Origin of the sequence: Caproiciproducens lactatisolvens, from assembly GCF_052443335.1 — a bacterium.
Classification (GTDB): Bacteria; Bacillota; Clostridia; order Oscillospirales; family Acutalibacteraceae; genus Caproiciproducens.
In genome coordinates this window covers 112903-134745 of sequence record NZ_CP195750.1, presented here as the reverse complement: position 1 = coordinate 134745, position 21843 = coordinate 112903, and the positions used below count along the sequence as shown (strand labels likewise).

Genomic DNA, 21843 nt, shown 5'->3' with positions numbered 1-21843 from the left:
TTCTTTCTCTTTATCATCGGCTAAAAACCTTGAATGTGATATTTAGGTTATCCTATATTTTATATTATAATATACCTAATAATATGTCAACCCCCTGTATCAGGTTTTTTTATTGTTTTCCGACACCAGCATATGTATTGCGCAAGGGCTTTGGAACGCAGAAACGCGTTCTTCTGTTTTTATTCCGCCCAACGTCTTGACAAATAAAAACGGTTATGATAATTTAAAGAAAGTAGGAAAAGGGGTGTCTGTTTGGAGACTGTTCTGTAAGGAACACGAATTGCGCAAAGGCTGAAAAGGCGATATCATCAATCGCTTTGTTTGTTGTGCAATCAGGTTTTATGCAGAACTGTGACAAACGGGCTTTTTTATTTGATAAAGCACTGCTTGGGCATAGTTTTGAAACTATGCCCTTTTCTTTTGCCGCAATTCGTGTTCCCATCTTGTCTAAAAAAGAAAAAATTTGAATGACGAGGTGTAATCCATTGAATCAGCTGATCCGTTACGGCGCAAAGGAGCGCCGGTTTGCAGAGGCGGCTCTCTATCCCGGCCTGCATCTGGCGAGAGTCGTATCCCAATATAAAGACCGATATAAAATCATCACGGAGGACGGCGAATGCTTTGCCGGGGTTTCCGGCAGGTTCCGTTATGAGGCAGCCGAACCGTCCCGGTATCCGGCGGTAGGCGACTTTGTCATGGCGGACCGCACCGGCGGCGGCTCCGGCGACGCGGTCGTCCATCGGGTGCTGCCGCGCAGCAGCGTTTTTGAACGGAAGGCCGCGGGCGGCGGGCAGCAAGCGCAGGTGGTGGCCGCCAACATCGACACCGTATTGATCTGCATGTCTCTGAACCACGACTGCAACCCGAGCCGCCTGGAACGCTATTTGTCCGTGGCATGGAGCAGCGGGGCGGTTCCCGTCGTCGTGCTGACGAAAGCCGACCTTTGCGCGGATTTACAAAGCGCAGTGGCTGAAATCACGTCGGCCGCTCCGGGTACCGACGTGGTCGTCACCTCCCGCTGCGATCAGAGCTCCTGCGACAGGCTGCTGCCCTATCTGCAGCCGGGCATGACGGCGTCCTTCATCGGGTCGTCCGGCGTCGGCAAATCCACCCTGATCAACCGGCTCGCCGGGGAAGATCTGCTCCGTACCTCCGGTATCCGTCAGGACGACAAGGGGCGGCACACCACCACCCGAAGGGACCTTCTGGTTCTGCCGCAGGGCGGTATTGTCATCGACACCCCCGGCATGCGCGAGCTTGGGGTGGAAACCGTCGACCTGTCCCGGTCCTTTTCCGACATCGACGACTTATCTTCCCAATGTCGTTTCCGGGACTGCACCCACACCGCGGAACCCGGCTGCGCGGTTTTGAAGGCGCTGGAGGCGGGAACGCTGGACGCCAGGCGGCTGGAAAGCTACCGGAAGCTGAAGCGGGAAGCCCGTTACGACGGACTTTCCTCAAGGCAGATTGAAAATGAAAAGTTAAACGGCATGTTTGAGGACGTGGGCGGGATGAAAAAAGCAAGAAAGTTCATCCGTCAGAATGACAAACGAAGAGGAGGATACTAAGTGATATCCATCAAAAGTAAAAAATATGATTTTCTGTCACCGCCGGTTGAATTTTTTAACCGCCGGTTAAAAATCAGAGAAAAAATTCAACTGCGATTCCATTGCGGCTTTCCCGACAGGCGGTTATACTGATAACAGGAAGAACCCGTTCCGGAAAGCGAGGAAAACGATATGGAATTATCCATCGGAAAGAACATTCAGGACAAACGAAAGTCCCTGGGTCTGACCCAGGAACAGCTGGCGTCCGCCCTTGGGGTCTCCATCGCGGCGGTTTCCAAATGGGAAACCGGAGGTGCCTATCCGGATATCACGCTGCTCGCTCCCCTTGCCCGCCTGCTGGACGTCACGGTGGACGGCCTGCTCGGGTTTGAGCCGCAGCTGTCGGAGGAGCAGGTCATGGACCTCTGCGGGCAGTGCTCCCAGGAATTTGAACGGGGTTCCTTTGAGCACGCGGTGGCATTGGCTGAAAAATACCGGAAGGAATATCCCAACAGTGCGCTTTTGAAGCTGCGCCTGGGCAGCGTCTGCATGATGCACACCCCCTGCGCCCGGACGGAAGAAGAAGCCGAAGGTCTGCTGAAACAGGCGGAGGCACTGATGCGGGACGCGGCAAAAAGCGAGGACGTTTCCACCCGGGAGGCAGCCTGGCAAAGTCTGTGCGCCCTGCTGATGCAGAAGGAACGCTACGGGGATGCGCTGAAGGCGCTGGAGCAGATCCACCAGCCGGTCACGGACCCCGCGGCGATGAAGGTTTCCGTGTATTACGCGATGGGCGATCTAAAAAAATCCAAACAGACGGCGCAATATTTACTGGCAAACCACCTGACCGCCTGCGACATTGCGCTGGGGACCCTTTCAAACCTTGCGAAAAAAGAGAAGGACTATCCTCTTGCCCTGAAAATGGAGGACCTGAGCCTTCGGCTTTTCCGGATGTTTGACCGGGATAAGCTTTACGGACAGAACCTGAACCATTATCTGATGATCGCACAGTGCTGTGCGGAGGAGGGGAAAGTACGGGAAACACTGGACGCGCTGCATGACTTTGTGACGTGCGCACGCACGCCGCTCGATTTGGAAGCGGTGAAAGCAAGTCCCTTTTTCGACAGCATCGAGATGCGCGAAACGCCCTATTCCGAAAGCTATCTGAACCGCTGTGCCTGCCGGATGGTGAAGGAAAACCCCGCGTTTGATTTTCTGAAGGGGAAACCGGAATTTATGGGGATTCTGGAGGAGCTTGCACGGCTTTCCGAAAAATGATTTCAATTGTACAAAGCCCTTCAAACATGCTAAACTAAGGAATACCTGATTGATTTGCCGGAGGACTGATTATGAGATACAATTGTGCGCTCATTGCCGTGCGCGATATGGCGCGTTCCAAACAATTTTACTGCGGACTGCTGGAAATGGAAGTAACCGCCGACTTCGGCGCGAACGTTACGCTGTCCGACTGCGTCGCTTTACAGACGCTGGATACCTGGAAGACGTTCCTGCACAGGGAGGAAACGGAAATCACCCTGGGGCACAACGCCGCCGAGCTGTACTTTGAGGAATCCGACATGGACCGTTTTCTGGAGAAGCTCGCGTCCCACCCGGGAATCGAATACGTTCACCCGCCGGAAGAACACGCCTGGGGGCAGCGGGTGGTACGCTTTTATGACCCCGACCGCAACATTATCGAAGTGGGAGAGGAAATGACGACGGTGGCGCGCCGCTTTGCCGCGAGCGGTATGACGCCGGAACAGGTGGCCGCACGGATGGATGTCCCCGTCGGAGCCGTCCGGCACTGGCTGGCCGAATAGGGACTGCGAGTACGGCTTTAAGAATGTGGAAGGAAAGCGCAGCGCGTGATCGGATTCAGGGGCCATCCCCCGGAGGATGGCCCCTGTTATAAAAGAGGCCGCCAAAGCATGGCGGCCTCAAACTGTTTTCAGGATCTTATTCCTGTTCTTCAATTTCTTCAATATTGACATACTCCAGAATTTTTTCCGTAAAGACAATCCCGTTCAGATGGTCGATTTCGTGACAGAGGCATTTTGCCATCTCTCCCGTGACATCCAAAACGATTGGCTTTCCGTTTTCATCCAAAGCCTTTACCACGACATGGGACGGTCTTTTCAACCGGCCCCAGATACCGGGGAAGCTCAGGCATCCCTCGATCACCGTCTGCTCGCCGCTTTCTTCCACGATTTCAGGATTCACCAGCTTAAAGAGTCCTTCCCCCATATCGACGACGACCAAACGCCTTAGGATCCCGACCTGATTTGCGGCCAGACCGCCGCCGTTCGGGGCATGGTACATTGTCTCCGCCATATCGTCGAGAAGCTGGCGGATATGGCCGTCCACCTCGGCAACGGGTTTGCAGACCTTACGAAGAATTTCATCATCAAACGTTCTGATTTGCCGCAACGCCATCTGTCACCCTCCTGCTCGATTCCGCCCTCGATTTCCTCTCACTGTCTTCAAACAAAAACACGCTCTCAATCGGCTCCCCGAATACCCTTGCGATATCGTACGCAAGCCAGACGGAAGGCTCATTCTTTCCGGTTTCAACCGCATTGATCGCCTGTCTGGACGCGCCCACCAGCTCGCCCAGCTGCTCCTGGGTCAGCCCAAACAGCTCCCGAAGCTCTTTGACCCTGTTTCTCACATTCAGCCCTCCAAAGTAAAGTTTACCTTACATATATAGTAGCATAGGAATGCATTTATGTCAACTTGACCTTACATTCTTTTGAAAGGATTCCCTTCACCGGAATTTATGGTATAATTTGCAAAGAAAGTGGAGGCGCGCAGACAAATGGAAAAATCGAGAATGTATCAAATGCTGTCCGATCTGAACAGACTGAAATGGAGCGTTACCTATAAGGGAATCTTTGCCGGAATGATCGCGGGGCTTCTGGTGACGCTCTACCGCCTGGGGATTGAATTCGGCACCCAAAAATCGCTGGAGGCGTATCAGTTTTTACGGCTGCATCCGATTTATATTTTGCCGTGGATGTGCCTCATCGCGATTGCAGGATCCCTTACCTACCGGCTGGTAAAGCTGGAGCCGTACGCGAAGGGGAGCGGAATTCCGCAGGTTGAGGGAATCGTCCTGTTCGGAATGAAAATCAAATGGCACACCGTACTGCTTGTGCGTTATCTGGCGGGAATCCTGACGTCTTTTTTCGGTGTTTCTCTGGGCAGGGAAGGTCCGTCCATTCAGATCGGGGCCGCCGGCAGCCAGGCGTTCGCAAAGAAGACCGGAAAAAATAAGCTGGAGGAAAACTGCCTGATTACCGCGGGCGCCTCGGCCGGCCTTTCGGCAGCGTTTAACGCGCCGCTGTCCGGGATTATGTTTGCACTGGAGGAAATTCACCGGACTTTTTCCCCCAATATCCTGATTGGCGCAACCACGGCCGCGCTGACGGCCGATCTGGTATCAAAATATTTTTTCGGGCTGAAGCCGGTGCTGAATTATACGGACATCCCACAGCTGCCCATCCGATATTACGGCCTGCTGCTGCCTCTTGGGATTCTCTCCGGAATTGTGGGGGCCGCTGCCAACAAGGGCCTGCTGGACATTAGCCTGCTCTACGCGAAGCTGCCCGCTTTTCTGCGTCCCGGCGCCGCGCTGCTTCTTGCCCTGCCTTGCGGGCTGCTGATTCCCCAGGTGCTGGGCGGCGGCCAGAATCTGATCAAGCTGTCCGAAAGCGCCCAGATCAGCATTTCCCTGCTGACGATCTATCTGGTTATGAAGCTCGCCTTTACCTGTGTCTGTTTCGGAAGCGGGATTCCCGGCGGTATTTTTATGCCCATCCTCTCCCTGGGGGCCATGACCGGGTGTATTTTCGGGAAAATGATTACCGTATGGGGCCTGTCGGCGGAATATATTCCCGCGTTCTGCGTCTGCGCAATGGCGGGAGCCATGTCCGGCTCCGTAAAAGCGCCCGTCACCAGCATCCTGCTGATGGCGGAAATGACGGGTTCGCTGGTGCACCTGCTGCCGGTCGCGGCCGTCGCTTTTATTGCGCTGCTTACCTCCGATGTGCTGAAAATCTCCCCGATTTACGAGGTGCTGCTGGAACGGCTGACCGATGAGGAAGAGGATAGCGCCGGCGGGAAAAAGGTGGGCGCCATCATTGAAATTCCGGTGGAGCTTGGCTCTAAGGTTGCCGGAAAAAAGGTGAAAGACGTCGGCTGGCCGGAGGGCGCGCTGATCGTATCCCTGCACAGGGGGAAAAAAGAGCTGGTCCCCAACGGGGAAACGCAGATTCTGCCCGGCGACTATCTGGTGGTCCTTTCCTCCGAGCAGGGATTTGATGAAATGAACCGGTCGCTCATGGAGCTTTGCCGTTCCGATTGATAAATATCGCGCGACGGCGCGCCGCGCCTGTGGTATCATAGCCACAGCATCAATGTTGGATAAGCGGATCCTATCGTACAGCGATCGGATTTTGCGGTACGCCGTTGAAAAATACGGAGAAAAGGGGATTTTTCAAATGAAGGTTTTGATTCTGTCGGGCACGCCCAAAAGGGAAGGTCTGTGCTGCTCCTGCGTGGAGGCGGCTTACGTCGGTGCGAAGAAGGGAGGAGCGGACTGCGAAATCATCCGGCTGTGCGATTACGGCCTCGTCCGCTGCGCCATGTGCGGTGACGGCTGGGGAATCTGCCGCGACGAACACACCTGCATCTTCGGGGTGGACGGGTTCACACAGATCCAGCAAAAAATTGCTGAGGCGGACGCCCTGATCCTTGACACCCCCGTTTACTGGGGCGATATGACCGAAGCGATGAAGGCTTTCTTCGACCGATTCCGCCGCTGTGAAGCAAGGAAGGGCGAGTCAGGGGCAATGGCCGGAAAATCCGTCCTGCTGATCGCTTCTCCCGGCGGCTCCGGCAACGGGATGATCAGCTGTCTGGAGCAGATGGAACGGCTCTGCCGTCATCTGAGCGCGAAAATATACGATTTTATCGGCGTGAACCGGTGGAACAGTTCCTATAAAATCGCCGCGGTCGAAGAGGCGGCGGCTTCCATGGTTCGCGGCGCAAAAGAAGCCTGATTACGTCCGTGACCCTGGTTGCACAGCCTGTCGAAGACAACCGGAAGCGCAAAAAGGCCGTGCCGCTCACAGGACCGCCGTGATCCTGCGGTATTGTTATTAAAAGCGGCAAACGGGGACCGTTCCGGCAATCGGCCGGGACGGTCCCCGTTTGAGAAAGAGGGATTTTACAGGTCCTTTTTATTCTGATCGAAGATCACCGCGATCAGGATAATCGCGCCCATGGCAATGGTCTGCCAGTAGGAGGAAACGCCCAGAAGGCTGAGCGCGTTGTTGATGATCCCGATGACGCACAGGCCGAGGACGGTCTGGCTGATGCCGCCGCGCCCGCCGCTCATGCTGGTTCCGCCCATGGCTACCGCCGCGATTGCGTTCAGCTCGTAGCCGTTGGCCGCCGCGGGCTGGCCCGCCTGCAGCCGGGAGGAAAGCACTGCGCCGGCAAGGGCCGCCAGAACGGCGCAGATGATGTATACGTAAAATTTGACCCGTTTTACATTGATGCCGCTCAGCTGGGAAACATCCTCGCTGCTGCCTACGGCAAAGACATAGCGGCCGAAGCAGGTCCTGCGCAGGACCAGGAAAGCGACCGCGAGGATGATGATCATGATGATGACCATGACCGGGATCGGCCCGATATAGCCGAGGCCGAGCCACGCGTAAGCGTCCGGCAGCCCGAACACCGGCTTCGCGTTGGTATAGACATAAGCAAGGCCCCTCGCGATGCTCATCATGGCGAGCGTTGCCACAAAGGGCGGCACGCGCAGCTTCGCGATGTTAAACGCCGTGACCGTGCCGCAGATGCCGCCGACCACAAGGGAGGTTCCGAAGATCACCAGCAGGCTCATCGGGATTCCGGCGTTTGGCACAAGCTGGATCAGGGAAGTGGACACAATGCCGGAAAGCGCCGCGACCGAGCCGACGGAAAGGTCGATGCCGCCGGTCAGGATGACAAAGGTCATGCCCGTCGCGATCAGCGCGTTGATGGTGATCTGCATCAGTACGTTAATCAGGTTGCCCACTTCGGAGAAGCGCGGTACAAAGATCAGGGAAACAAGAAACAGCGCCGCCAAAAAGAGCACCATGGTGTAATCCTGGGTAATATGCCTGAGCTTTTTCATAGCAATTTCATTTTTCATTTTTATGCCTCCCGGCTCAGCCAGCGTTCAGGCTGGCAAGCTTCATGATATCTTTTTCAGCGACATCGGTATTGTCGAGCGTGCCCGAGACGCGCCCCTCGCGCATGATCATGATGCGGGTGGAAACGCCGATGACCTCCGGCATTTCGGACGATACCATGATGATGCTTCCGCCGTTTTCCACAAATTCCTTCATCAAAGCGTAGATTTCGGCTTTCGCGTTGACGTCGATGCCTCTGGTCGGCTCATCCATAATCAGGATTTTCGATTTCGCGACCAGCCATTTGGCGATAACCACCTTTTGCTGGTTTCCGCCGGAAAGGTTCTTGGTCCGCGCGTTTTCGTCCGGGGTTTTGGTGTGGAGCCGCTGAATGTAGTCGCGGGCGACGTCCGTTTCCCATTTCCGGTCGATCACGCCGCGGGTAGAATTTGCGTAAAGGCTGGCGAGCGAGGTGTTTTCCTTCACGGATTTCTGCAGCAGCAGGCCCTGGCCCCTTCTGTCCTCGGGAATCAGCCCGATTCCCGCCTTGATCGCCTGACGCGGGGATTCAAACCGGACCTCTTTTCCGAAAACATAGCATTTTCCGCCATCCAGCTTATCCGCCCCGAAAATCGCGCGCATCACTTCGGTTCTGCCCGCGCCGATCAGCCCGGCGACGCCCAGGATTTCGCCCTTTCTGAGCTCGAAGGACACGTCCTCAAATACGCCGCTGCGCGTCAGGTGCTCCGCCTTCAGCACGATTTCGTCCTTGACCGCGTCTTTTTCCGGCCGGTAGTAAAACTGGGTCATCTGCCGTCCGACCATCAGGGTGATCATATCGTCCTCCGAAATTCCGGATAACAGGGCCGTCTTAATCAGCTGCCCGTCGCGCAGGATGCTGATGCGGTCGCCGATGGCCGTAATTTCTTTCAGTCTGTGCGATATATAAATAACTGCGACATTGTTTGTTTTCAATTTATCGATGACAGTGAACAGCGCGTCCACCTCTTTGCTGGAAAGAGAGGAGGTCGGTTCATCCATGATGACCAGCGAACTGTCCTGCGAGACCGCCCTGGCGATTTCCACCATCTGTCTGTCGGCGTTGTTCAGGCGGCGTATCATGACCTTTGCGTTGATTTTGACTCCGATGGAATCCAGAATTTCCTGTGTTTTCCGATTCATGGTCTTTTTGTCGATCAGATTGGTTCCCCTGATCTTCGGCTCGCGCCCGAGAAATATGTTTTCCGCTACGGTTAAATCGGGAATTACGCTCAATTCCTGATGGATGACGCTGATCCCGTGCGCCAGCCCCTCGCGGGTGTTCATAAAGCGCACCTCTTCACCATTGACTTTCAGGCTTCCGCTGTCGGTCTGGTATACTCCGGAGATGATCTTGATCAGCGTGGATTTCCCGGCTCCGTTCTCGCCCAAAAGGACATGGACTTCGCCCGGAAAAAAATCTACCGAAATATCGGACAGCGCTTTCACCCCGGGAAAGGACTTATTGATATTGGACAACTCTACAATCGGTTTCTGCCCCATTTGTATGCTTCCTTTCCATACAAAATTAAATGGCGGGGACAGGCAATGGCTCACCCATCCCCGCGAAAAAATCAGGTAGGCTTATTTGGCGTTGGACTGATCAATGATATACGGAGAAATCGCGATCAGTTTTTCGACAGTTTTTCCGTTGATGGTGTCAACAGCGGACTGAAGAGCGGTTTCGCCGATCTTCGCGGGGTCCTGTGCAACGTCTGCGACCCAGAGGCTGCCGTCCTTTTTGATTTCGGCAATGCCTTCCGGATTTCCGTCAAAGCCGATGATTTTGACCTGCTTGTTGGCCGATTTGATGGAGGAAAGAGCGCCCATCGCGGCCGGGTCGCCCACACAGAAGACCGCGTCGAGGTCGGCGTGCTTCTGGAGCATGTTCTGCATCACGTCGGCGGCCTTTGCCTGGTCGCCGGAGTAGTTCTGAACGTCTACGACCTTCACGTCCGGAGCATTCTTTGCGATCCACTCGGTAAAGCCCTTTTCACGGTTTACGCAGCCTTCGATTTCGGAGTAGGTAATGACCGCTGCGTTGCCCTTTTTGTTGGCAAGCACGTTGTTTACCAGATATTCGGCAGCCAGCTCGCCGCCCTTGTAGTTATCGGTGGAAACGTGGCACACGGTGTTGCCGTCGGACGGAACGTCCATCGTCAGAACCGGGATGTTTGCTTTTTCCGCAAGCTCAACCATGGATTTGCTGCCGGCGGAGTTGGTGGGGCAGAGGATGATCGCGTCGACCTTCTGCGTGATGAAGTCCTGAACCTGGCTGAGCTGTTTGCTGGCGTCCTGATTGGCGTCCTGAACAACGAGCTTTACGCCGAGTTCCTTTGCCTTGCTGTTTAACGCTGTCTCAATGTTGTTGTAGAAAACGTGCTCTCTGGTCAGAAGGCTGACACCGACGGTGATCTCCTTCTTGGCGCCGTCCGCCGTGGAAGCGGGCGTGCTCGCGGCCGCGCTGCTGGCGGCGGTACCCGGGCCGGAACAGGCTGCAAGAGTGGAAATAAGGGCTGTCGCTGCTAAAACGATACTTAATAATTTGCCAAACCTTTTCATTCTTAATCCTCCTAAAAATTTATGAAAATGGATGAGGTCCTATTTGCAAATTGAAATTCGACGGATTTTCGGAATAAAATTGTGACTGACAAGGAAAAAAGCGCAGGAATACTGCCCGTATGCCGAGCATTTTTGACGCGGTCAGACGCGATTTTAGCCGAATAAGACAAGACTCTTGATTTTGCAAACAGGGCCTGATTCCAAATTCGTCTTTTTTAAATATTTTTCAGGCTCTGTTGTCGCACCCGCACACCTGGATTTTGTGCCTTACGATTTCCTCGACCTGTTTTTTGCCCAGCTTCATAAACACCTTCGGGTCATAGACGGCTTCGTCCCTGAGGGCCTCGCGCACGCCTTTGGTCAGTGCGGCGCGCAGCTCCGTCGCGAAATTCACCTTGCAGATGCCCAGCCCGACCGCACGGCGGACCGCTTCGTCCGGCACGCCGGAAGCGCCGTGGAGCACGATCGGAATATTGACGAGCCCGATGATTTTTTCCAGGCGGCCGAAGTCGAGCTTCGGCTCCCCCTTATAGAAGCCGTGCGCGGTGCCGATGGCGACCGCCAGCGAACGGACGCCCGTCCTTTCGGCGAAGTCCTTCGCCTGCTGCGGATCGGTGTAGATATCCTCTCCGGCTTTTACCTCGTGGGTATCCTCTTTGCCGCCGACCCTGCCGAGCTCGCCTTCCACATCGATGTTCTTTTTTGCCGCGAGGTCGACGACCGCTTTGGTAACGGCGATATTTTCCTCATAGGGAAGCTTGGAACCGTCGATCATGACGGAGGTATAGCCGGAATCGATCGCCGCGGCGCACCGCTCGTAGCTGTCGCCGTGGTCAAGATGAATAGCCACCGGCATATCCGTCTTTGCCGCTTCGACGGCGACCATTGCGCGCAGCATGTCGAAGCCCGCGTAGTTCACTGTTCCCGGCGTGGTCTGTATGATCACGGGGCTCCTCATTTCGTCGGCCGTCCGGATGACGGACTGAGCCATTTCCATGTTTTCGATATTGAACGCGGCAACCGCGTAGCCGCCGCGCCTTGCGTCCAGCAAAAGGTCCCGGGTTGTTACTAATGGCATAATCAAGACTCCTATCTTATCCTATTTCCTCGGTATGGATCAGCGGAAGCATCTTTTGGAAGCTTTCCAGCGTACACATCTGGGTGCCCTCCAGCGTCAGGGAACCGTGCGCCACGGCTACGCCGTAACGGAGCATCTCCGCGCAGGAAAGCCCATGCACAATCGCGCAGCACATGCCGGCCACCAGAGAATCCCCGGCGCCCTGCACGCCCTTTACCTCGATATCCGTCCCCGCGCAGAAGTAAGCTTTGTCTTCGGTAATCAGCATCGCGCCGCCCTTTCCCATGGATACGCAGACCATGCCCACGCCCTGGCCGATGATTTTCCGGGCAACGCGGACGGCGTCTCCCTTTGACGAAAGCTTTTCGCCGAAAGCTTCCTCAAGCTCGTCCTTGTTTGGCTTGATCAGGTACGGGCCGGCTTTGATCCCTTCCAGAAGCAGTTCGCCGTAAGCGTCGATCACGGTTTTCACGCCGTATTCCCTCGCCTTGTCCGTCAGGGTTTTATAGATATCCTTGGAAACGCCCGGCGGCACGCTGCCGTCCAGCACGAGCAGCGAGGTTTTGGGAAGATATTCCTCCACTTTCTTCACAAGGTCCGCGACGCAGCCCCCGTTTACGAAACTGCCGCTTTCGTTCAGCTCGCTCATCACACTGGCTTTTCTGTCAAAAATCTTGATATTGGTGCGGAGCTGCCCTTTTACATTTAAAAAATCGTTGCTGATTTTTTCGCTGTTTAAAAAATCTGTCAGAAGCGATCCGCCGCCCATATAATTGAAGCCCAGGCAGCGGGTTTCTTCCCCTATATTGTTCAGCGCGATGCTGACATTGATTCCCTTGCCGGAAACATCGCACCGGAAATTTTCCACATGATTGGTTCCCCCGTAGGTAAAGCCGTCAACGGTTACGGTTCTGTCGATGCACGGGTTCAGCGTAAGTGTGGTGATCATTCTTTGTACCCACCTTATTAATGTTATTGGTTCAAGTAGTTAGATGTTTTCTGAAGCCCAGTCCGACATTGCCTGAAAAATGATCCACACAGAAGTCGCTCCGGCGTCCTGAAGGCCGATCGCCTTGGTCCCGTAGGATTTTGCGCGGCCGAACCGGGCCACGCATTCCCGGGTGTATTCCATCCCTTTTTTCGCGCCCGCCGCGCACAGGGCGAGACCCTCTTTCAGGGAAACGCCCTTTGCCGCGCCTTCCTCCAGCCCGGCGACCGCCGGTTCAAACGCGTCCACCATGGTTTTGTCGCCGACCCGCGCCTTGCCCCTTTTTTTCAGCGCTTCCAGCGCCCGGCGGAAAATTTCGGCCAGCAGCGCCAGACCGGCCTGCTCATGGGGTTCCTGCCGGGCGACGCCGCTGATGAACATGGTGCCGAAGAGCACGCCCGAAGCGCCGCCCATCGTGTCCAGCAGGGTCATGCCCACTTCCTGGAAAAGGGCTTCCACCGTGGGGAACTCCTTTCCCTCCAGAGCCGTTTTCACGGCCTTGAAGCCGAGCGCCATACCGAAGCCGTGGTCGCCGTCCCCTATTTTCAGATCGATTTCCGTTAAAAAGTCTTCGCTTTCCAAAACCCTGCGCGCGACCGAAAGGAACATGTCCCGCAGCTGGCGCGTATTCACGGTATTCTCCATACTTATCTCCTAAACGTCCGGCGCTTGCAGAGCGCGCCCGTATTTTATCTGTACTTTTTAAAGAAGGGCGAATAGGCGGGCGCGTCGTAATACGGCTTCAGCTCCTCGTCCAGCTTCAGGATCGAAATGGAAAACCCGCCGGTTCCCTGCGGCTGGAAAAGCGTGTCGATAAAAATATCGTGCAGGACAATTCCTTTTTCCCTGAGGCTTTCGGCCGCCCTGCGGGTGACGATGCTCAGCTCCAGCAGGCTGGTAAAGCCGAACCCGTTCACCATGACGGCGATCTCGTCCCCGCCGGAAATCCCGCCGTCGTCCAGCAGGTATTTCAGCATGGTGTCCGCAATTTCATCCGCGGGCTTCAGCTCCGTGCGCAAAACGCCGGGTTCTCCGTTAAAGCCCATCCCGTACTCGATGAAGCCGTCCGGCAGCTCGCACATGGCCTTGCCGCTGGGAAGATAGCCCGGTGAGGTCGTCACGCTGAATGTGAACGTATTGCGGTTCGCCTTCTGAATGACCCGCACCGCGTCATCCAGCTCCAGCCCGGCGTCGCACGCCGCGCCGGCGACCTTCATCACCATCGCGATCCCCGCCACGCCGCGGCGTTCGCTCTGCCGCTCCCGCGGGGCGCTGGTGATATCGTCCGCGACAAACACGCAGCGCGTGCGGATGCCGTCCATTTCGGCAAGCTCGCCGACCAGCTCGAAATTCAGCACGTCGCCCGCGTGATTCGTACAGATATAGATAACGCCCTTTTCGTGGCTGACCGCTTTCGTCACATTTAAAATTGCCCGCGCGGGGGGAGCGATATACACGTTGCCCAGCGCCGCGCCGTCCGCGAGCCCTTCGCCCACGTAACCGATGATCCACGGCTCGTTTCCCGAGCCGCCGCCCGTCACGATGGACACCTTGTCCTTTTTCCGCTTTGTCAGAATACCCTTGGACCGGGGCAGCGCTTCCAGCAGGTCCGGGCAGGTGGCGATATAGCCTTCGAGCATCTGCTCTATCATCTGTTCGGGCTGGTTGATGATCTTATTCAAAATCCATTGTCCTTTCGCGTTTCATTGTTTTCCTCCGGATTGACCACGACAAGATCGACTCCCGTGCCTTCGATCTGGCTTCTCAGCTGCTGGGGAATCCGGCTGTCCGTAATCAGCCGCGTGATATTTTTAATCGGGCTGATCCGCGCCATGGAAGTATGCCCGAATTTGGTGGAATCGGAGATCAGGATGGTTTCGCGCGCGGCTCTGAGCACGCATTGTTTGACCTGTGCTTCATAAAGATTCGGGGTTGTAATTCCCGTTTCCACGGTAATACTATTACACCCGATAAACGCTTTATCCATACAGAGGCTGTTAATTGTGTTTTCCGCGAATCCGCCCACGCAGGACATGATTTTGTGGCGGACGCTCCCGCCGATGAACACCAGCTCGATGTCGTCGGCGTCCAGAAGCTCAAACGCGATGTTCAGCGCGTTGGTAATCACCACAATATCGCGCTTGCCGCCGTTTTTGATCAGCTTGACAAGCTCCAGCGTGGTGGAACCGGCGTCGATAAAAACGGTGTCCGTGGGATCGATGTACTCATAGGCTTTTTTTGCGATCGCCCGTTTTTCGCCCGTGTTCTTCTTCTCTTTTTCTTTTTCTTCAAATTCACGAATGGTGGAGATGTTGACCGCGCCCCCGCGGGTACGTCTTAAAAGGCCCTGCCCGTCCAGTTCATTCAGGATCTTGCGCACGGTCACCTCAGAGGTTTCCAGCGCCCGGCTCAGCTCCGGCACGGTTACGACCGGCTTTTCTTGCAGCATGGAAAGGATCAGGTTCTTTTTTTCTACAGTAAGCATAACGCTCTCCCTTTCGTTGTGTTTTAATATTATATCATTAACTTTCAAAAGTCAATAGATTTTATAAAAAAATAAATTTGTGAAACTTTTTGTTTTTTCTCTTCAAAGCTTGTCTAATTTTGCCTGATTTCCTTATAATATCTATGTTTATTATATAATATATAGGGATATTAGTCAAAGAATTTTCTCTTGCGCAGGATTTTTATTTTTTCTTCTGTGTAAATATCAGTTCTTCAAAATTAAAAACAGGACCGTTAACTTTCGAAACGTTACGGTTAAGAGCGCTGATTTTCCAAATTTACAAAAACTGAAAATGGGTTTGAAACGTTTTGCCCGCTCAAAATTTTTCTTCCTGTCTTTACAAGAACATATGTTCTGTGTTATGATGGAGCAAAGACCATGGGAGGGAGCCGAACCCCTGCTTTCCTCCGTAAGGGAAGCGGCGCGGCAATCAGACTTCGATTCAACGTAGGCTGACTGGAAGCATCGCCGTAGGCGCTAATGAGGGTAAGAGGGGACTCCCCCAGTCAGGCTTCGCCTGCCAGCTCCCTCGAGGAGGGGGCCAAATTCTGCTTTTCCGTACCTCCGTCAATGAAAAGCGCAGTGGTATCGTATTTCATAAAGACACTTTGGGGATACCTCGGGGGTGCAGGGGGATTTTATGGAACCCTCCCGCCGGGAATTAAAAATCCCCCTGCGCGTACTTTGCCTACTTTCGTACAAGAACCGAAAGTAGGGGCCAGCCCGGCCTGAGGGCAAAGCTGACAATTAGAAAAAAAAACAAAAGCACTATGCTTCCGAAACTCCCTCCGGCGCGCCGGGCGCGGACCATGCGGTCGGCAAGCGCCTACGGCGATGCGCTAATGAAAACCAAAGGGAGAAAATGTAAACTCCCTCAGTCAGGCTGCGCCTGCCAGCTCCCTCACAGAGGGAGCTAAAGAAGACCAACCCCCGCCTCCCTCCGTGAGGGAGATGGCGCGCCCGGCGCGACGGAAGGAGTTTCCCTGCTTCATGAACACATCGCCGCCGTAGGAATCGAAAAGGAACGGGACCCCATCATAAGGAGCTGAAAGACATGGACGTCTTTGATAAACTGAAAATTCTGACCGACGCGGCAAAGTACGACGTGGCCTGCACCTCCAGCGGAGTGGACAAAAAGGCTTCGCGCGGCGGGATCGGGAACGCCACCGCCTGCGGCATCTGCCACAGCTTCGCCGCGGACGGGCGGTGCATCTCGCTTTTGAAGGTGCTGATGACCAACGCCTGCACCTACGACTGCCAGTACTGCGTGAACCGCCGCTCCAACGACACGCCCCGCGCCGCCTTTACCCCGCGCGAGCTGGCGGAGCTGACCATCAACTTTTACCGCCGCAATTATATAGAAGGTCTTTTCCTCAGCTCGGGCATTCAGCGGAACCCGGACTACACCTGTGAGCAGATGATCGAAGCGCTGCGGATTCTGCGGGAGGAATACCGGTTTTCGGGCTATATCCACGCAAAGGCCATCCCCGGCGCGGACAGCGTGCTGATTTCCCGTTTAGGGATGCTGGCCGACCGTATGAGCGTCAACATTGAGCTGCCGTCCCAGAGCAGCCTGAAGCTGCTGGCCCCGGACAAATCGAAGCATTCCATTCTGGCGCCCATGGGATATATTCAGAACCGGATTCAGGAAAACACCACCGACCTTGTCCGGTACCGGCACGCCCCCAGATTCGCCCCCGCCGGACAGAGCACGCAGATGATCGTGGGCGCCACGCCGGAGACGGATTTTCAGATTCTGAACCTGACCGAGGGCCTTTATAAAAAATACAAGCTGAAACGCGTTTTCTTTTCCGCCTACATGCCTGTTTCCGACAGCGCCCTGCTGCCCTCCACGGACACAAAGCCCCCGCTTCTGCGGGAGCACCGCCTGTACCAGGCGGACTGGCTTTTGCGGTTCTACGGCTTTTCCGCCAATGAAATCCTGGACGCCGGCCATCAGAGCTTTAACCCTTATATCGACCCGAAATGCAACTGGGCGCTCAATCATATGGAGCGCTTCCCCATGGAAATCAACCGCGCGCCGTACGCGGAGCTGCTGCGCGTGCCGGGAATCGGCGTGACCAGCGCCAAACGCATCGTTGCCGCCCGGCGGACCGGGCCGCTGAATTTTGACGGGCTGAAAAAACTGGGCGTCGTGCTGAAACGGGCGCAGTACTTCATTACCTGCGGCGGAAAAATCGCGGACGGGCTGAAAATCACGCAGGACGCCGCGCTGCGCTCGCTGATGTCCGACTCCGCGCTGGGCATGTACCAGCGGGGCGCGGGCTTTGAGCCGGAGCAGCTTTCCCTGTTCGAGCAGCCGCGCCTGACACAGGAGGATGTGCGAAAATGCCTGACCGGTCAAATCTGATTTATTGCTACGACGGAAGCTTTGACGGGCTTTTATGCTGCGTCTTTGAAAGTTACGAAAAGCGTGAAATCCCCGCGGATATTTTTTCGCCCGACACGGAGCAGACCGTTCTGCTGCCGCAGAGGGAGATCGTGACCGACCCCAAAAAATCGGCCCGGGTGCTGGCTTCCATCCCGGGGAAAATAGGGAATGACGCGCTGGACTTCGTGCGCCATGCCTATCTGACGTGCCTGCCCCGGAAAGAACTTTTTATCCTGCTGTTTCTTCGCATGGGCTTTTCCTGCGGTCCCCGGGTGATGAATATGCTGGCGGACGATGTGGTAAACACGCTTTTTAAAGCGGTCAAACACCTGACAAACGAAGCGCACCTGCTGAAAGGCTTCCTGCGCTTTTCCGTCTTTGACGGCGCGCTTGCCGCCGAGATTGAACCCAAAAACCTCGTGCTGCCTCTTTTGGCCCCGCATTTCCGGGAGCGGTACCCGGAGGAACGCTTTTTGATTTACGACCGCACGCACTCCATGGCGCTGATCTATCAGCCCTACCGCTCCAAAATCATTTCCGCGGACGATTTCCAGATGCCCGAACCGGACGAGGAAGAGCGTTCCTTCCGGGAGCTCTGGCGTCTTTTCTACAGCACCATCGAGGTGCGGGGCCGCCACAACCCGAAGTGCCGGATGAGCCATATGCCAAAGCGCTACTGGAGCTGCATGACGGAATTCGGCGCGGAGAGAAGCACCGGAAAAAAGCGGGAGCTGCCCGGGGGGCCGAAGCTTCTGGACGGTTCCGGCTTGTAATTGTTCACAGAATACACCATTTCTTTTCACAATTATTTAAACTCTTTTTCGCGGAATTCCTATAGTCTTAATATTGACATTTTTACCCCTCGGCTGTATGATTGTATTAATCAAATAGTACATATCGGATAGAATTGTCGTGCTTTTTGTCCCACAAACGAAGGAGTGACTACCACTGTGAAGAAAAAGAGGAAAAAGATCATTCTGATCGCCGTCGCTGTGATTGTTGTCGCCGCGGTTGCGGTCAACGCTTTTCTGCCAAAAAGTTCCGCGGTACCGACGGTGCAGTGCACCCCCCTGAGCAAAACCGAGCTGCGCAATACCGTCAGCACTACCGGAGCGGTGGAAAGCACCGATTCCGTAAAGGTATATACGGACCTGAACTATTCCGTCAAAACGCTGCCCGTGGAAGTCGGCGACCGCGTCAGCGCCGGAGACGTGCTCTGCAAGCTGGATTCCCGGGACCTGGAAGATACCATCGCGCAAAAGCAGGCCGCTTTGAGCAGCAACGCGAAGCTGGCTTATCAGAAGATACAGGCGAGCCAGAAAAAATACAACGATACCTCCAGCACGCTGAACGCCGGGTTGAACGCGCAGATCAACGCCGCGCAGGACAAAGTGGACTCCGCCAAACGCGACCTGGAAAACGCGCAGCAGAAGCAGAGCGACGCGGAAAAGCATATCCAGGAAAATCTGAACACGTCGCTGATCACCGCGAAAAACAATTTGGCTACTGCAAAAAATCAGCTTGACAACGCAACAAAAACATATAACGACTACAAGAAAGAATATAAGGACGACATGGACGGCGTCTATGAATACGAATATCAGCTGTCTCAGTACAGAAACGCCATGGAATCCGCCCAGCTTTCCTACGACAACGCGCAGAAAAACCTGAACGCCGTGGCGGCCTCCGCGGACGAGGAGCTCGACCAGTACGTCAAATCGACCGCGGCGGCCCAGGCCGCGTATGACAGCGCGGTCAAGTCGCTCACGGCGACGCAGACCTCTGTCAATCAGGACCTGAAAACCGCGCAGGACGACATTATTACCTCGAAGCTTTCCGCCGACGACACCGCGTCGGTAAAAGAGCTGCAGGCATTGCAGACCAAGCTTGACAAGTGCACGGTGACCGCCCCGGCTTCCGGCACAGTCACCGCCGTTTACGCGGTGCAGAACGCCCCCGCCAACGGCCTGATGTTTGTAATAGAGGACACCGGCGCGCTGAAAATGACCGTAAAAATCAAGGAATACGACATCACCAGCGTAAAAGAAGGCATGAAGGTGGCTGTGACGGCCGACGCGATCGCCGATAAGGAATTTGAGGGCGTGCTTGAAAAGATTTCTCCCGCTTCCGTCAAGGGAGCCGACGGCAAAGCCGCCAGCAGCAACGACGCCGAATTTGAGGCCGACGTTCTGATCACCTCAAAGGATACTCCTCTGAGAATCGGCATGAACGGAAGCGCGGACATCATTTTAGAACAGAAGAAGGACGTTTTCGCGGTGCCCTATGACGCGGTATCCGCCGACGCTTCCGGAAAGAGCGTTGTCTACGCCGCCGTGCCGCAGAAGGACGGAACCTTTCAAGTGCAGGCCGTCACCGTCACAACGGGAATTGAGACGGACGCAGAGGAGGAAATTTCCGGGGACGGCCTGAAGGAAGGCATGCAGATCATTTCCGACGCCAAAGAGATCAAGCCGGGCGAAACCGTCAAGCTTGCCGGCGCGGCGGAAGGAACCGAATCCGGCGGCGGCGCGGGATTCAGAGCGGCGGGTATGAGACCATGAATACTGTAATCGATATGCACGATATCGTCAAAACCTTTTACATAGGAACGCCCAACGAGCTGGAAATCCTGCACGGCATCAGCCTGAATATTTACGAGGGGCAGTTTGTCTCCATTGTCGGCGCGTCCGGCTCGGGCAAATCCACCCTGATGAATATCATCGGCGCGCTGGACCGGCCGACCGCCGGCGATTACAGCCTGGACGGCGTGCCGATCAGCAAAATGAGCAGCAACGAGCTTTCGGAAATCCGCAACAAAAAAATCGGGTTCGTTTTCCAGACCTTCAACCTGATCCCGCGTTCCACCGCGCTGGGCAATGTGGAGCTTCCCATGCTCTACGCGGGGATACCGGGCAGGAAAAGAGCCGCCCAGGCGATGGAGCTTTTAAGAATGGTGGAAATGGAAGACCGCGCCAGACATATGCCCAACGAGCTTTCCGGCGGGCAGAAGCAGCGGATCGCCATTGCCCGCGCCATGGCGAACGACCCCGCGATCATCCTCGCGGACGAGCCGACCGGCGCGCTGGACAGCACCACGGGCCGCCTGGTCATGGACCTGTTCCACAAGCTCCACCGGGAGCAAGGGAAGACGATCGTCCTGATTACCCATAACAACGAGCTGGCGATGGAAACCGAACGGATCATCACGATCCACGACGGCAGAATCCAGAGCGATAAAGACAACCAGCCTGTTTTTCAGGAGGGAAATCATGAATCTGCTTGAAAATATTTCTCTTGCCATCAACGGGCTGATCTCCAATAAAATGCGCGCCCTGCTCACCATGCTGGGCATTATCATCGGCATCGGCTCCGTCATCGCCATCACCTCCGTCGGCAACGCGATGACCACCTCCGTCAACGACGCGCTTGCAAATTTCGGTATTACCAACATTTCGGTTTATCTCTCCAGCAAGGAAGGCGGAGGAGGCGGCTCCGCCATGACGAAAGACGATTATATTGCAACGGATATGATCGCGAAATACCAAAAGAAATACGCCGACAAGATCACCGCGATCGGATTGAGCGCAAGCGCGGGGACCGGCAAAATCAAGAACGGCCACAAAACGTCCAACGTTTCCCTTTCCGGAGTCAACGCAGGCTCGATGTTGGTCGACAACATCACCGTGCTCCGCGGCCGGTTTATCGCCGAAAAAGACGAGCAGCGCGTCAGCAAGGTCGCCGTGATTTCCGAACGGCTGGTTTCCGAGCTGTACGGCCCTGCCGATAATCCGATCGGCAAGCAGATCCGCATGGAAACCAATTACGGATACCAGACCTACACGGTCGTCGGGGTTTATCAGGAAGCTTCCTCTTCCATGTTTATGCGGCAGGACACGCGTACCACCTTTTACATTCCGGTAACGGCCGCAAAGGAGCTGACCGGCGACAACGACGGATACCAGAGCCTGACGGTCATGGCCGCACGCGGAATCGATTATACCAAGTTCGCCGACGATACGCAGAATTACTTCAACACTTTTTATGCCAAAAATAAATTCTTTCAATGCTTTGCTATGAGCCTGGAATCCCAGATTTCGGAAATGAATTCGGTGATGGGCACCCTTACCCTTGCCATTTCCATTATCGCGGCCATTTCGCTGCTGGTCGGCGGCATCGGGGTCATGAACATCATGCTGGTTTCCGTTACGGAGCGCACAAGGGAAATCGGCGTGCGCAAGGCGCTCGGCGCTCCGGACAGCGCCATCCGCACCCAGTTTATCGTGGAGTCCATGATTATCTGCCTGATCGGGGGCGTGTTCGGAATCATTCTGGGAGCCGGCCTCGGCTACGCGGGCGGGCTGCTGCTGAAGCAGGCGGCTTATCCCACCCTTTCTTCCATTGCGGTCGCCGTGGGCTTCTCCATGGTCATCGGCATTTTCTTCGGCTACTACCCCGCGAACAAGGCCGCAAAGCTCGACCCGATCGAAGCCCTGCGGTACGAATAAAATCATCTATCATCATAAAAGAACGCGTCCTGACCGGGTTTTCAAAGCCC

The 21843-nt window shown here is 55.3% G+C and carries 20 protein-coding genes; 10 read left to right on the top strand and 10 right to left on the bottom strand.

Going from position 1 to position 21843, the window contains the following annotated elements; translation table 11 throughout:
* The first annotated feature begins 485 nt into the window (after positions 1-485).
* The 3 genes from rsgA (at position 486) to ACRQV7_RS00625 (ending at position 3367) form a co-directional block, all read left to right on the top strand.
* Positions 486-1568, top strand: coding sequence for a ribosome small subunit-dependent GTPase A (gene rsgA / locus ACRQV7_RS00635; RefSeq protein ID WP_444659065.1), 1083 nt, complete (start codon positions 486-488; stop codon positions 1566-1568).
* Positions 1569-1739: 171 nt separating this feature from the next.
* Positions 1740-2825, top strand: coding sequence for a helix-turn-helix domain-containing protein (locus ACRQV7_RS00630; protein ID WP_444659064.1), 1086 nt, complete (start codon positions 1740-1742; stop codon positions 2823-2825).
* A gap of 71 nt (positions 2826-2896) precedes the next feature.
* On the top strand, positions 2897-3367 hold the full coding sequence (locus ACRQV7_RS00625; RefSeq protein WP_444659063.1) for a VOC family protein: 471 nt from the start codon (positions 2897-2899) through the stop codon (positions 3365-3367).
* Between the two features lie 136 nt (positions 3368-3503).
* Here ACRQV7_RS00625 and def read toward each other — a convergent pair whose 3' ends face one another.
* On the bottom strand, positions 3504-3980 hold the full coding sequence (gene def / locus ACRQV7_RS00620) for a peptide deformylase (protein WP_444659062.1): 477 nt from the start codon (positions 3978-3980) through the stop codon (positions 3504-3506).
* Entirely contained in the window at positions 3952-4215 is a 264-nt protein-coding gene (locus ACRQV7_RS00615; protein WP_038322224.1) for a helix-turn-helix transcriptional regulator, read from the bottom strand. The genes def and ACRQV7_RS00615 overlap by 29 nt, the downstream gene beginning before the upstream one ends.
* Before the next feature lie 147 nt (positions 4216-4362).
* On the opposite strand from ACRQV7_RS00615, the gene ACRQV7_RS00610 reads away from it, so the two are divergent.
* Complete coding sequence (locus ACRQV7_RS00610; RefSeq protein WP_444659061.1) at positions 4363-5910, top strand: ClC family H(+)/Cl(-) exchange transporter; 1548 nt, start codon at positions 4363-4365, stop codon at positions 5908-5910.
* Between the two features lie 136 nt (positions 5911-6046).
* Complete coding sequence (locus ACRQV7_RS00605; RefSeq protein ID WP_444659060.1) at positions 6047-6607, top strand: flavodoxin family protein; 561 nt, start codon at positions 6047-6049, stop codon at positions 6605-6607.
* Between the two features lie 167 nt (positions 6608-6774).
* On the opposite strand, the gene ACRQV7_RS00600 is transcribed toward ACRQV7_RS00605, so the two are convergent.
* The 8 genes from ACRQV7_RS00600 to ACRQV7_RS00565 form a co-directional block, all read right to left on the bottom strand.
* On the bottom strand, positions 6775-7743 hold the full coding sequence (locus ACRQV7_RS00600; protein ID WP_444659059.1) for an ABC transporter permease: 969 nt from the start codon (positions 7741-7743) through the stop codon (positions 6775-6777).
* Between the two features lie 16 nt (positions 7744-7759).
* Positions 7760-9265 (bottom strand): sugar ABC transporter ATP-binding protein, encoded by a 1506-nt coding sequence (locus ACRQV7_RS00595; RefSeq protein WP_444659058.1) that lies wholly within the window; start codon positions 9263-9265, stop codon positions 7760-7762.
* Between the two features lie 81 nt (positions 9266-9346).
* Positions 9347-10324, bottom strand: a complete 978-nt coding sequence (locus ACRQV7_RS00590) for a substrate-binding domain-containing protein (protein WP_444659057.1) — start codon at positions 10322-10324, stop codon at positions 9347-9349.
* Positions 10325-10550: 226 nt separating this feature from the next.
* Positions 10551-11402 (bottom strand): class II fructose-1,6-bisphosphate aldolase, encoded by an 852-nt coding sequence (gene fba, locus ACRQV7_RS00585; RefSeq protein ID WP_275714923.1) that lies wholly within the window; start codon positions 11400-11402, stop codon positions 10551-10553.
* 16 nt (positions 11403-11418) lie between these two features.
* Positions 11419-12351, bottom strand: a complete 933-nt coding sequence (gene pfkB / locus ACRQV7_RS00580) for a 1-phosphofructokinase (RefSeq protein WP_444659056.1) — start codon at positions 12349-12351, stop codon at positions 11419-11421.
* Positions 12352-12390: 39 nt separating this feature from the next.
* Complete coding sequence (gene dhaL / locus ACRQV7_RS00575) at positions 12391-13035, bottom strand: dihydroxyacetone kinase subunit DhaL (RefSeq protein WP_444659055.1); 645 nt, start codon at positions 13033-13035, stop codon at positions 12391-12393.
* A 44-nt stretch (positions 13036-13079) separates the two neighbouring features.
* Positions 13080-14072, bottom strand: coding sequence for a dihydroxyacetone kinase subunit DhaK (locus tag ACRQV7_RS00570; protein WP_444659054.1), 993 nt, complete (start codon positions 14070-14072; stop codon positions 13080-13082).
* A complete protein-coding gene (locus tag ACRQV7_RS00565) occupies positions 14069-14875 on the bottom strand; it encodes a DeoR/GlpR family DNA-binding transcription regulator (RefSeq protein WP_444659053.1) in 807 nt (268 codons plus the stop codon). Before ACRQV7_RS00565 ends, ACRQV7_RS00570 begins: the two co-directional genes overlap by 4 nt.
* A 1075-nt stretch (positions 14876-15950) precedes the next feature.
* Between ACRQV7_RS00565 and ACRQV7_RS00560 the strand changes: the two genes are divergently transcribed.
* The 5 genes from ACRQV7_RS00560 (at position 15951) to ACRQV7_RS00540 (ending at position 21793) form a co-directional block, all read left to right on the top strand.
* Positions 15951-17267 (top strand): putative DNA modification/repair radical SAM protein, encoded by a 1317-nt coding sequence (locus ACRQV7_RS00560; protein WP_444659052.1) that lies wholly within the window; start codon positions 15951-15953, stop codon positions 17265-17267.
* Positions 17246-18061 carry a TIGR03915 family putative DNA repair protein gene (locus tag ACRQV7_RS00555; RefSeq protein ID WP_444659051.1) on the top strand — a complete coding sequence of 272 codons (816 nt, stop codon included), beginning with the start codon at positions 17246-17248 and terminating at the stop codon, positions 18059-18061. The genes ACRQV7_RS00560 and ACRQV7_RS00555 overlap by 22 nt, the downstream gene beginning before the upstream one ends.
* Before the next feature lie 177 nt (positions 18062-18238).
* Positions 18239-19849 carry an efflux RND transporter periplasmic adaptor subunit gene (locus ACRQV7_RS00550; protein WP_444659050.1) on the top strand — a complete coding sequence of 537 codons (1611 nt, stop codon included), beginning with the start codon at positions 18239-18241 and terminating at the stop codon, positions 19847-19849.
* Complete coding sequence (locus ACRQV7_RS00545; protein WP_444659049.1) at positions 19846-20571, top strand: ABC transporter ATP-binding protein; 726 nt, start codon at positions 19846-19848, stop codon at positions 20569-20571. The genes ACRQV7_RS00550 and ACRQV7_RS00545 overlap by 4 nt, the downstream gene beginning before the upstream one ends.
* Complete coding sequence (locus ACRQV7_RS00540) at positions 20558-21793, top strand: ABC transporter permease (protein ID WP_275714941.1); 1236 nt, start codon at positions 20558-20560, stop codon at positions 21791-21793. Before ACRQV7_RS00545 ends, ACRQV7_RS00540 begins: the two co-directional genes overlap by 14 nt.
* The last annotated feature ends 50 nt before the right edge of the window (positions 21794-21843 follow it).